General features: G+C 35.9%; 9 protein-coding genes. 2 read left to right on the top strand and 7 right to left on the bottom strand.

Annotated features, from left to right (window positions below; translation table 11 throughout):
* Positions 1–32 precede the first annotated feature (32 nt).
* Positions 33–1,019 (top strand): class 1b ribonucleoside-diphosphate reductase subunit beta, encoded by a 987-nt coding sequence (gene nrdF / locus LZQ00_RS18325; protein ID WP_234510703.1) that lies wholly within the window; start codon positions 33–35, stop codon positions 1,017–1,019.
* 65 nt (positions 1,020–1,084) lie between these two features.
* On the opposite strand, the gene LZQ00_RS18320 is transcribed toward nrdF, so the two are convergent.
* The 7 genes from LZQ00_RS18320 to LZQ00_RS18290 all read right to left on the bottom strand — a co-directional run bounded on the left by LZQ00_RS18320 (position 1,085) and on the right by LZQ00_RS18290 (position 11,032).
* Positions 1,085–2,269 carry a glycoside hydrolase family 76 protein gene (locus LZQ00_RS18320; RefSeq protein ID WP_234510702.1) on the bottom strand — a complete coding sequence of 395 codons (1,185 nt, stop codon included), beginning with the start codon at positions 2,267–2,269 and terminating at the stop codon, positions 1,085–1,087.
* A gap of 44 nt (positions 2,270–2,313) precedes the next feature.
* Positions 2,314–3,879 carry a RagB/SusD family nutrient uptake outer membrane protein gene (locus tag LZQ00_RS18315; protein ID WP_234510701.1) on the bottom strand — a complete coding sequence of 522 codons (1,566 nt, stop codon included), beginning with the start codon at positions 3,877–3,879 and terminating at the stop codon, positions 2,314–2,316.
* Positions 3,880–3,895: 16 nt separating this feature from the next.
* The gene (locus LZQ00_RS18310; protein WP_234510700.1) at positions 3,896–7,048 is read right to left on the bottom strand and encodes a SusC/RagA family TonB-linked outer membrane protein; all 3,153 of its coding nucleotides are present in this window, start codon (positions 7,046–7,048) and stop codon (positions 3,896–3,898) included.
* A gap of 357 nt (positions 7,049–7,405) precedes the next feature.
* On the bottom strand, positions 7,406–9,121 hold the full coding sequence (locus tag LZQ00_RS18305; RefSeq protein WP_234510699.1) for a GMC oxidoreductase: 1,716 nt from the start codon (positions 9,119–9,121) through the stop codon (positions 7,406–7,408).
* A 1-nt stretch (position 9,122) separates the two neighbouring features.
* Entirely contained in the window at positions 9,123–9,620 is a 498-nt protein-coding gene (locus LZQ00_RS18300; RefSeq protein ID WP_234510698.1) for a gluconate 2-dehydrogenase subunit 3 family protein, read from the bottom strand.
* An 89-nt stretch (positions 9,621–9,709) separates the two neighbouring features.
* Positions 9,710–10,360, bottom strand: a complete 651-nt coding sequence (locus tag LZQ00_RS18295) for an HAD family hydrolase (RefSeq protein WP_234510697.1) — start codon at positions 10,358–10,360, stop codon at positions 9,710–9,712.
* Between the two features lie 36 nt (positions 10,361–10,396).
* Complete coding sequence (locus LZQ00_RS18290) at positions 10,397–11,032, bottom strand: DUF6266 family protein (protein ID WP_234510696.1); 636 nt, start codon at positions 11,030–11,032, stop codon at positions 10,397–10,399.
* 298 nt (positions 11,033–11,330) lie between these two features.
* Here LZQ00_RS18290 and LZQ00_RS18285 point away from each other — a divergent pair, with 298 nt between their 5' ends.
* A complete protein-coding gene (locus tag LZQ00_RS18285; protein WP_234510695.1) occupies positions 11,331–11,942 on the top strand; it encodes a fumarylacetoacetate hydrolase family protein in 612 nt (203 codons plus the stop codon).
* Positions 11,943–11,945: the final 3 nt, after the last annotated feature.

The raw sequence follows: 11,945 nt of genomic DNA, 5'->3' as shown, positions 1-11,945 counted from the left end.
AATAAATATCAATAACTCTCGCTGTAAAAATAATGAGCAAACAATATACCGCTGTAAACTGGAATACGCCAGATAATGACTATGCCTTAATGTTTTGGGAACAAAACATTAAACAATTCTGGATTGATACTGAATATATCCCTTCAAAAGACATTGATAGTTGGAAAGGATTAAGCTGGGAGATGAAAGAATGCTACAAAAAAGCATTAGGCGGATTAACGCTATTGGATACCTTACAGAGTCACACAGGAATGCCAAAAATCATCGATCACACCGATTCGCTTCAAAACAAAGCTGTATTGTCGTATATGTGTATGATGGAGGCTATTCATGCTAAATCATATTCCACTATTTTTACAACCGTATCAACAACGAATGAAATCAATGATATCTTTGGTTGGGTAGAGCAAAATAAATTTTTACAATTCAAAGCGTCTACAATTGATTCCTACTACCGCAACTTAGATAAGAAAAATCCTTCTAACGAAGAGCTATTCATGACTCTAGCCGCTTCTGTACTCTTGGAGTCATTCTTATTTTATTCAGGTTTCTTTTTACCGTTATGGTTATGTGGCCAAGGACAAATGGTAGCCTCAGCAGATATTATCAAAAAAATTGTTGCTGATGAATCTATCCATGGTGTTTTCGTTGGATTAATGGCACAAGAGGTTTTCAAAAAACTTAAAAATCAGGACGAAGTAAAACAAAGATTCTTGGTTCTTTTAAATGAATTGTACGAAAATGAATTGAAATACACGGAAGAGATTTATACAGAAGTTGGTTTAACGGCTGAAGTAAAAGAATATGTGCGTTACAATGGAAACAAAGCATTAATGAATCTTGGTTTTGATCCTATATTCGAAGTGAAACAAGTCAATCCAATTGTCTTAAACGGTTTGAATACAGAAACAACACAACATGATTTCTTTTCAAAAAAATCAACGAATTACGAAAAATCTATGGAAATCGTACATTTAAAAGATGATGATTTTAAAATGGATGCTACCGTAAATGTATAGTTAAGATAGCGAATCTATTATAAGTAAAATAGGCTGTTCATAATTTGAACAGCCTATTTTGTTAGTTAGTTATACCCTACCTTAGCTAAGCGGGCATACATTTCTATAAATGCACATTGATCAAGTAATCCTTTCGAATCTTTTCTCCCTTTAAGTGTCCAATCGGTATCGAATAATCCATTTTTATCACGCATATTAAGCCAAGCATAATCGAGGTTTTTCGCAAACATATCTAAATATGTTCGGTTATGATCTTGTTCAAACAAACTGATAAACCCACGCATCATGACTGCGTGGAACCAAAGATTACTATTTTTCAACAAGGGAAAATCATGATCAGCTATCGGATGAAAAAAATATGATTGGCATGCTTTTGCCAGTTGTTGTGCGTCTAATAAGTATTGTTTTTCTTTTGTTAATTGATACAATAAAGCAGCCGCTTGTAACATTTGCCCTGAATTATAGGAATATTTCGCTTTACCTATGTGACCATTCAAACCGATATTATCCCAATACAAACCATCCTTAGTATCTTGTAGCTTCTCTTTTGTCCAGTGGTACAGAAGTTCCCCTTCTTGTAAATATAAGCTATCCTGAGTCGCCCTATACAGTTTCAGCGCAAATACACTAGCAGGAGCATTCGCGCATGTATTCTTCGATTCCTTTTTCTGTTCACACCAGTAGATTCCTCCATCGAGCAGATCATCTTCTCCACTTTTCACAAACGTCCATACTTCTTTGGCTTTAGTAAGATAGGTTTGTTTTTTCGTCGTTAGATAAAGATCCGTTAAGTCGATACCCAACCAGATGTTATCGTCATAAAAGCGATCCGAAGCTGCTGCTGTATTCAAATAAGAAGCATACCCTATTGGAGAGCGCTTTTGATCACGATATTCTTCAAGGCCAACCAACACTTTTTTATCTACTATTTTTTGATATACCTTCTTTTGTTTAGGCAGCTCCATTAAGGCATTTACTGCTGAAAAGCTCCCTGAAAAAGGCCATAGATAAGCATATTTTTTTTGTTGATCAGCTTGTTGATTGTTGTTTAAATAATCAGCCTTAAACTTTTCATCAAAAGGATATTTTTCCAATAGCAATTGATTCTGATCATTACCAAAATAACGATAAACTTGCTGTAACGTTTGTGATGCTCGTTGTTTAAACTGCGATTTTTCTTGTGCACGTAACTGAGTGCAGAAAAATGGAGAAAAAAGCAGCATGTAAATAATAAGCAGTTTAGATTTCATATTCTGATGTAAAAAGGCTGCCCTATTGGACAGCCTATTGTATTTTATTTATAACCTTCGTTTTGAGTTAACTTTGGATTTCTTTGTATTTCATCTGGTGAAATAGGCCAAAGCAAGTCAGACTCTTTAAATACAGCTCCTGATGCATTTTTAGCACCAATAAGAGGTACAAAATCAATTTTTCCAGCTTCAGTAGTAGAAATCACAGGGAACATCTTCGTTCTTGCAATATCATCCCACATTTTAAACTCTAATGGAAATTCTCTTAAACGTTCTATCCAACATTCTTTTACAAAATTATCTGCTGATAAACCTTGAAGTTCGGTTGTAAACTGCGCAACAGTTTTTCCTTCTGTATTTGCACGCGCTTTAACTTGTGCCAAATAGCCCGCTGCTTCGGCAGTCACACCACCACTTTTTGCAATACCCTCAGCCGCAATTAATAAAGCCTCTGGATAACGGTAGAAATTCCAGTCTTTTGTTCCCTTACCCGTAGTCAATACAGCTTCTTCGTCATAATAATACCAAACACCTGCATCTGTAGATTCCCATTTCTTTCCTGTTTTCGGATTGGTATACGACCAATGGAAGAACTGATTCGGTTGAATACGCAAATCTTTTGGATTATACACATTCAAGAACTGTTTCGTAGGACCGAACACTCTTTCAAAGATGGAGTATTTGTCAAACATAGAAACTGCTGAAGAGTTAAAAGCATACGTCGGCCACCAACCACTATTGCTAATGGTACCATCGTATTCTTGGGCATAAATCACTTCATCCAAATCATCCGTTTTCCTTAATTTATTAAAAGCACTATTAGTTGTCAAATCCGTATTAACAGTCATACTATGTGGTGAATTGACCACTATTTTAGCTGTTTCTGCGGCTTCAGCATATTTACCCTGTTGTAAATACACGTTTGCTAACGTCATTGCAGCAACAAATTTTGTAATACGATGACCATTGCTGGCAAACTTAATCGCTGGCAAAGCATTAACAGCTTCTTTAAGATCTGTTTCAATTAAAGCATATACTTTTGATGCTTCAGATCTTTCTAGATACAAATCATCTTCTAAAGACTCATAAGCAGTTGTAGACAACGGAATAGCCCCAAAGGTCTTTACTAGATAAAAATAGTTATACGCTCTAAAGAACTTAGCCTCAGCCAAAAGAATATTTCTATCTGCGTCTGACATACTAATTTCAGGAATATATTTTAATCCCGCATTGGCAATATTGATCGCTTGAAAGGATTCATCCCAAATCGTATTCATGTTACCCGAAATCAAATTTGTATTATTTTGACGGGTTAATTCCCTCGAAAACAAACAAACTCGCTCTTGACCTTCATAACTATTGGTAAAGTAACCTGTTAACATGGTGTTGAAAGATGCTGTAGGCCCTGTATAAGCACTACCAGCATTCGAATAACGTTGTGGAGCACCTCTTCTATACAAACTATTCACAGTAGCCTCAGCTTGAGCCTCTGTTTTATAAAATGCGGACAACGCAACGGTTGACTTAGGCTCTTCTTCTAAAAACTTATTACAGGATGTTGTTAATGCCAATCCAGCTAATAACAACAAAAACAATCTATTTTTCTTCATTGGATTTTTTCAAAAATTAAAATGTAACATTAAGACCTAACGTAAAAGTTTTCGCTCTTGGATAAGCGAAAAAAGTCATATTTTGGCCAAATTTACTTTCCCCTTGTGAAGTACTTTCTGGGTCATACCCCTTAAATTCACTTGAGGTAAATAAGAATGGGTTATTAGCATTAGCATAAATGCGAAGACCAGATAATCCTATTCTTTTTACAGCATCAGGTTTGAATGTATAACCTAGCTGTATCATATTTACCCTTAAATACGAACCGTCAACTACCCAAGCATCATCCACATTCGTATCTTGACCAGCATGTCCACCATTGGTTAAATAAATTGCCTGTTGCATAGTATTTGGATTTGTTCCATTATAGGCATCTGTTAAGATCTCTTTTAAACCATTCGTGATGCCAAAACGGTCATACGTAGAATGGAAAAACTGTTGCATGACATCTACCCCTTTTACAAATTGCAAATCAAGTGTCAGATCAAAATTCTTATAGCTCAAATTATTGATAAAACTTCCGGTCCAATCAGGAAGACCCTTACCAATAATTTCTTTCTCTGTCGTACGTTTTGGACGACCAATTTGTGAGATTGTTGCATTACCAGCATCGACATCTGCTTGTGTGTAGATACCCAATCTTCTATAACCATAGAAGCTATTCAGGTTTTCTCCAACTCGGATGATACTGTTTGCACCACCAACCCAACTATTCATTAAAATATCGGCATTATTATCACCTAATTTTAACACTTCGTTTTTGTTATAATTCAGATTTATAGTTGATTTCCATGTGAAATCTTCATGATTAACGATAGTACCATTAATCATCACATCTAAACCTTGATTTTGAACCGATCCAATGTTTCTCATCACAGAACTAAAACCTGTTGCTGTTGGTAATGGTGCTTCAAGTAATAAATCTGTTGTCTTTTTCTTGTAATAAGAAACATCGAAACTCAATCTATTTTGAAACAGGCCTAATTCTACTCCAAAATCAAATTGTGCAGTTTTCTCCCATTTCAAATTAGGGTTTTCAATTGTGCTCACAAAAGAGTAAGGTTCTCGATTACCGTTTAATAAAATTGTTCCTGATTCCACATTTGCTAAAGATCTATAGGGATCAATTTCAGAATTACCTGTTAAGCCATAACTGGTATGTAATTTCAAATTACTGATCAAACTATTATCCTTCAAGAAATCTTCATTGGAAACATTCCAAGCAAAACCTGCTGATGGGAAAAAAGCATATTTGTTATTTCCCCCAAATTTAGAAGAACCATCGTAACGGCCTGTAACCGTTGCTGAATACCGATTGTCATAGGAATATGCTGCTCTTAAAAAATAAGAGTTCATTGCCCAAATCAAATTATTTGAATAAGGTGCAGAAGGTATTGTACCTATACCCATGTTATAATATTGGCTTAAATCATCTTGAAAGCCTTCTGTTCTTGAGCCATCATAATCATAGGTACGTCCTTGCCAAGACAATCCTGCCATCGCATTGATACGATGCTTATCAAATTGCTTATTATAAGTCAAATAGGTTTCTTCTTGCCAATATAATGTATTGGTGTGATTGATCTCTGCCCATCCGTTAGGAGCAGAAATATTATTCAATAAAACAGAAGAATATCCTCGATATGTTTTTTGATGATTATCAACCCCCAATTGCGTTTTTAAATCAAGTCCATCTAACAAATGAAATGTCAATGCCGCATTACCAAAGATCTGTGTATTATAACGCATCCGCTTTTGTAAATCCAAAATCATAGCAGGATTGGACATCCCTTCAAAACCAAACGTTTCTGATAATGTAGAAGAAGAAGATGTTGTATAATTTCCGTTTTTATCACGTACAGGATACCATGGCAACATCTCGATCATCGTTCTGCGGGCATCCTGTCCTCCACCATCTTCTGGTGTATATTGTCCCCAAGTATGATTCACGGTTAAATTTACTGCTGTTGAAAGCCAAGAAGTAGGTTTAGAATCATAAGCCATCTTTGCATTTACACGCTTATTCCAAGTATTATTCACTACACCTTGTTGGTCAGTATAATTTAAAAAAGCACCTACCGAAGATTTATCATCTCCTTGTTGAATATTCAACTGATGGTTGTGAGAGATAGCCGTCCGAGTTGCCTCTTTTTGCCAATCGGTATCATACAGCGGGTTACCTGATGCATCAAAATAATCGGGATCATTAAACCATTTCGAACGATCTAAACTCCAAGTTTTTCCCTGATATTTATTTTCATTCTCTAAACCGATCATAAAGGCATCCGTCCATTCTTGCGCATTCAAAACATCCATATAACGCTGTACAGAACTCACCCCAACCGATCCTTGATAACTGATTGTTTTTCTACCATCTTTATTACCACGTTTTGTTGTCACCAAAATAACACCGTTGGCACCACGTGCCCCATAAATAGCAGCAGAAGAAGCATCTTTCAACACTTCCATACTCTCAATATCATTTGGATTTAATAATTGAAAATCATCCATCACAACACCATCCACCACATACAATGGATTGGACGAAGAGTTGATCGTTGATACACCGCGGATAACAACACGGTTGCCATAGGCTCCAGGTTGACTGGAATTGGAAAAAATATTAACTCCAGAAGCCTTACCTCTTAAATTTTCTAAAGCACTGAAATTTTGAGCTTTGACCATATCGGCACCTTTAACCATAGCTATAGAGCCTGTGACATCAGATTTACGCATGGTACCATAACCAACTACGACCACCTCGTCCAACTGATCTTGAGCGGATTCCAGACTGATTGTTAATTCCGATGTGCCACTTACCTTAATTTCTGTAGATTTATAGCCAATAGAAGATATGGCAAGGACGTCTCCAGTCTTCGCATTTAAACTGAAATGACCATTCTCATCGGTCTGTGCAGCTGTTGTTGTTCCCTTTACGGATACCGTTACACCTGACACTGATTTTCCAGTGCTCGCATCTACTACTTTCCCCGTTACTTGTCCCTGCTTCTTAACAAATTCCTTTGTGTTTGAACGGTTCAAATGTGCTACAGAAATGACGGACGCTGCATTGGCCTGTTGCAACGATCCAGCAATAACAGCTAATGAAAAGAATAATTTTGATCTTTTCTTGAGCTGCAAAAATGTTCTTGCGTCAATTTTGTTCATGTTTAGTGGTTTTATAATTTATTTAATCGTTTTAGCTTGATAGATTAAACCTTCTATTATGAAAAGTGTCTTTTAGGTTAATAGGTTTTTGGTTTGATCTTCTTAATTATCTTATTTAATATATATGTGTTTTTGAGAGAAAAAACTAAATATAGTTTATAGAGCACTATAAGTCTTAAATCGTTTTAGCACAATAACTTAAAAACGATTTAACATATACGTATGTCGCTCAATTATATATTAGGAAACTTCCCTTTTGGTTTGGTATCTTAATTTAGTAAATTAATGATTGGTTTAAATTATGATTTTTATTTTGAAAGTTTAAATTTTTTATAAAAAAATTTAAACTTTCAACTACTATATATTTCCTTTTTTCATTTCCTGAATAGCATAATCAACTGCACGAACCGAAAAAGCCATATAAGTTAACGAAGGATTTTGTGTTGAGGTAGAAGTCATTGCGGCACCATCTGTAACAAAAACGTTAGGTACGGCATGCATTTGGTTCCATTTATTAAGTATAGATGTCTTCGGATCTAACCCCATACGAGCTCCTCCCATTTCGTGTATATCAAGACCAGGAGCTTGAGAGCCATCATCACGTCGAATATTGGTAAACCCAGCTGTTTTAAACATATCTTCCATCGTATCGAGATAATCTTTTTTCATTTTCGCATCATTATCATCATAATCTACGGCGATATGTAACAACGGAACACCCCAATCATCTTTTTTCTTAGTATCTAGAGTTATTTGACCAGATTCTTTAGGAATGGTTTCTCCCATCATATGCGAACCGACTTGCCAATTCCCTAATTTAGGGTTCAACAAATTATTTTTTAAAGATTCACCTGCTCCACTACGATCGGTATCTGAACCTCGATTGGCACCAAAACCAGCGGCATAACCGCGTAGAAAATCTGTTTCTTGTTTATGCAGATTTCTAAATCTTGGAATATAACCTCCTCCTGCAGGATTGCGCCCTTCAGTTGTGTAATCTAACAGGCCTTCATATTCGGCATAAATACGTGCACTATAGTTATGAAAAGCAACGTATTTACCCAATACACCCGAATCATTACCTAATCCATTTGGAAAACGATTAGAAGTTGAATTCAATAAAACTAAATTGGTATTGATCGCTGCCGCATTAACAAAAATAACACGTGCATAAAAATCAATTTCCTCTTTTGTATGCGTATCGATCACTCGAACACCAACCGCTTTTCCTTTTTGTTCATCATATAATATAGAGTGAACAACAGAAGAAGGACGTAAAGTCATCTTCCCAGTTTTAGCAGCCCAAGGCAGTGTCACTGCATTTGAACTAAAATAGCCTCCAAACGGACAACCACGCTGGCATAAAGTACGATTTTGACATTGCACACGCCCTTGATCAAAATGAATTTGATTAGGTTTAGAGAGATGTGCACATCGAGCCGATATTACTTTTCGTTCTGGATATTTGGAAGCTAAGGTTTGTTTGAAATACTTTTCAACCATATTTAAGGGATACCCCGGTAAAAACTCACCATCAGGTAATTCGGGCAATCCATCTTTATCTCCTGCAATACCAGCAAATCGTTCGACATAATCGTACCAAGGTTTTAAATCGGCATAACGAATAGGCCAATCCACAGCAAAGCCATCACGAGCAGGACCATCAAAATCAAAGTCAGACCAACGTTGTGTTTGTCTTGCCCATAACAAAGATTTCCCTCCTACTTGGTAGCCACGAATCCAGTCAAATGGTTTATCTTGCACATAAGGATGCTCCTTATCTTTTACAAAAAAATGTGCGGCATCTTCATGAAAAGCATAACATTTACTAACAATAGGGTTTTCTTGTTGAACCGCATAAGGCATCTCATTACGATGTTCAAATTCCCATGGATTCATATTAGTGGTTGGATAATCTTTAATATGCTTCACATCACGACCACGTTCCAAGACCAATGTTTTTAGTCCTTTTTCACACAGTTCTTTCGCAGCCCATCCACCACTAATTCCCGAACCAATAACAATCGCATCGTAGGTTCTGTCTTTTTGACTATCTATATTTAAATTTGCCATTTTATGCCTTTAACTTCACTGCTGCCTCGTACTTACCAGGAATCAATTTATAAATCAATTTGTTTTTCATCACATATTCAGAATTTAGGTAACCTTGAATAGCACGTTTTTTGAATATATTGAAAAAAGCTACCTCATCTCCTTCTTTCTGACTTTCTAATGTTGTCAAAGATCGTAGGATATAATCTGGAGTTCCTGAACGGTATTGATCTTTCAAAAGATGCATCCCTTTTAGAAATAAATCTTGATTTTCAGGACTTTCACAATCATCCACCATTTTCATCACGAACAAGTGTAAATTAAGCTCCAATCCTCCAGGTGAATCTGTTTTAGGAATTAGAATTTCAACTAGTTTTCCAAGAAAATCTTCATCAGTAGCAGATAACTTAATATTTTTAAGGACAATCGATGCTCCTCCCTGCTCGCGAAGACAAGAAGGTAATAAGGCAATTCCTCCTGCTATAATAAATAACTGCTTGACAACGGTTCTTCGGTTCATAATGGTTTTTTTACTCCTGTAATATTAAAGATAATATTTTAAAAACAACAAAGCTAAAACGATTAATTTTTTTCAAAAGAAGAATAAATCTATTGTAACATCGCTTTAAATTCTTCCAAATCGAATAGCAAATGATCAACAAATCCTAACCGATCACGCTCTGTCCTATGTTTAGTTACTGCAATACATGTTAATCCCGCATCCTTACCAGCTCTTGAGCCAGTGGCTGTGTCCTCTATGGCAACAACTTGCTCATGAGTAAGCCCAGATAAAGCTAAAGCTTTCAGGTAACATTCAGGTTTTGGCTTCGGATCGAGCACATCTTCTCGCGTAACAAACCAAGTAAAATGTTGCAATAAACCATAATGCGCTAACATTTTATCCACACTAGGTCGAAAATTGGAAGTCACTAAACCGATCTGAATATCCTTTTCTACTAAAAATTCTATGGTATCTTTTGCATAGGGCATGAGCGGTATACTGAGCATATCTTGATTCGCATAATTTTCTCGGGTACTTTTCCACATAAAATCCTCGCGTGCTTCTATCCCCCAAAGCTCTTTCATCGTCTGCAAATTACGCACTAGTGTATGCCCAGCAAAATGTTGAATCCATATCTCAAAGTTCAAATCAATAGCAAAATTCTCTTTTAAAATAGGTTTCCAAGCTTCAAAATAAAAACGCTCTGAATCCACCAACGTCCCATCAAAATCAAAAAATACAGCTTTTAAATCTTTCATGTGCTAAAATTAGAAAAACAAACGGTCAATTCCTATTTAGACGACTCCACAATAAACCGAATCGGAAAGTTGATCAAGATAAGAATTCCAAATACCCAAATAAACATGAATTGGTTTATTATTATTCATATAACTTGATAACGCTATCGTGCAGGTTCCTTGATTGACTTCTGCTTCCCCAATTTCCAGTTGTGCTAAGTTATCCTCTTCAATAAAAGCAACGTTCATTTTATATATTTTATCTGCATATTCAGGAAATGTTATCCAATTAAACCGTAAAAAATTACCTTCTCTTTCTACCGAGCAACCCATTGGAGGATAGAGCGATCCTCTAAAAACGAGTACCTTTTCCGGATTGACATAATATTGGGAATCAACAGCCATCTCCATTGTTTCCATTAAAATATGCCGTTGAGCAGTTTGAAATGCACCAATACGACTACCTTTTGGAGCAATATGACGATAACCATATTTAAGAACTGGTGCTATTGATTTAACGAAATTGTTTGCAACCTTCATTTTCTGCCTATTCATTAATACGGCTTCACTTGGTGGATTGTTATTTTTTACCCGTGCCCCTCGAATAATATGTTGTCCATTCAGTTCATAGCCATAGATCGAGCCCACTTTTCCTTTAAAAGATCCGTTCGGACCATTCTTTTGAATTGCCATAGATTTAGTTTTATTTTTTATAATTGGTTATAGAAAAACGGTCATTCCTCTAGTACCAAATATATACAAAATTCACTATTAATCCAGGCATAATTAGCCCTTTAATTAGTATTAGTAGGGGTTTAATAGGGGTATACCCCTATTAAACCCCTATAAATACCCTCTTAATCCCTATTTAATAGTGATGTTAGTAGCAATTTGACAAGAATCACTTTTGAAATAGTTCTTACATTTACTAAGTTTGCATATCTCGCACCAATTCACATATAATCAGGTGCTTTAATTAATACATATCAACATGAAAGTTATTGCCATAGGCCGCAACTATATAGATCACGCAAAAGAACTCAACAATCCTATTCCTCAACAACCCGTTGTTTTCATGAAACCCGATACCGCTTTATTAAAAGACAATAAAGATTTTTATTATCCGGAATTTTCAACTGATATTCATTATGAAGCTGAAATCGTACTTCGAATCTGTAAGGAAGGAAAACACGTCACATCAAAGTTTGCAAGCAGTTACTTCGATGCGATAGGATTAGGAATAGATTTCACAGCACGAGATATACAACAAAAACATAAAGAAAAAGGTCTCCCATGGGAGTTGGCAAAATCTTTTGATGGTTCTGCAGTTATTAGTTCTTTGATCCCTAAAGAAGAATTAGGAGATCTTAAAAATCTAAATTTTTCATTAACAAAAAATCAAGAAATCGTACAACAGGGAAATACAAAGGATATGATCTTCTCTTATGAAGAGCTCATCGTCTATATTTCTAAGTTTATTACACTTCGTAAAGGCGACCTGATCTATACGGGTACACCTGCAGGAGTAGGTCCAGTTGCTATTGGCGATAAACTTGAAGGTTTTATTCGTGAGGAAAAAATGTTTATCTGTCATATCAAATAGTCC

The organism is Sphingobacterium sp. SRCM116780 (assembly GCF_021442025.1).
Classification (GTDB): domain Bacteria; phylum Bacteroidota; class Bacteroidia; order Sphingobacteriales; family Sphingobacteriaceae; genus Sphingobacterium.
This window is presented reverse-complemented; position numbering and strand designations above follow the sequence as displayed.

What these genes read in the sequence shown, in the direction of transcription:
- nrdF (WP_234510703.1), top strand. Translation starts at nt 33, where the DNA reads ATGAGCAAACAATATACCGCTGTAAACTGGAATACGCCAGATAATGAC.
- LZQ00_RS18320 (WP_234510702.1), bottom strand. Translation starts at nt 2,269, where the DNA reads ATGAAATCTAAACTGCTTATTATTTACATGCTGCTTTTTTCTCCATTT.
- LZQ00_RS18315 (WP_234510701.1), bottom strand. Translation starts at nt 3,879, where the DNA reads ATGAAGAAAAATAGATTGTTTTTGTTGTTATTAGCTGGATTGGCATTA.
- LZQ00_RS18310 (WP_234510700.1), bottom strand. Translation starts at nt 7,048, where the DNA reads ATGAACAAAATTGACGCAAGAACATTTTTGCAGCTCAAGAAAAGATCA.
- LZQ00_RS18305 (WP_234510699.1), bottom strand. Translation starts at nt 9,121, where the DNA reads ATGGCAAATTTAAATATAGATAGTCAAAAAGACAGAACCTACGATGCG.
- LZQ00_RS18300 (WP_234510698.1), bottom strand. Translation starts at nt 9,620, where the DNA reads ATGAACCGAAGAACCGTTGTCAAGCAGTTATTTATTATAGCAGGAGGA.
- LZQ00_RS18295 (WP_234510697.1), bottom strand. Translation starts at nt 10,360, where the DNA reads ATGAAAGATTTAAAAGCTGTATTTTTTGATTTTGATGGGACGTTGGTG.
- LZQ00_RS18290 (WP_234510696.1), bottom strand. Translation starts at nt 11,032, where the DNA reads ATGGCAATTCAAAAGAATGGTCCGAACGGATCTTTTAAAGGAAAAGTG.
- LZQ00_RS18285 (WP_234510695.1), top strand. Translation starts at nt 11,331, where the DNA reads ATGAAAGTTATTGCCATAGGCCGCAACTATATAGATCACGCAAAAGAA.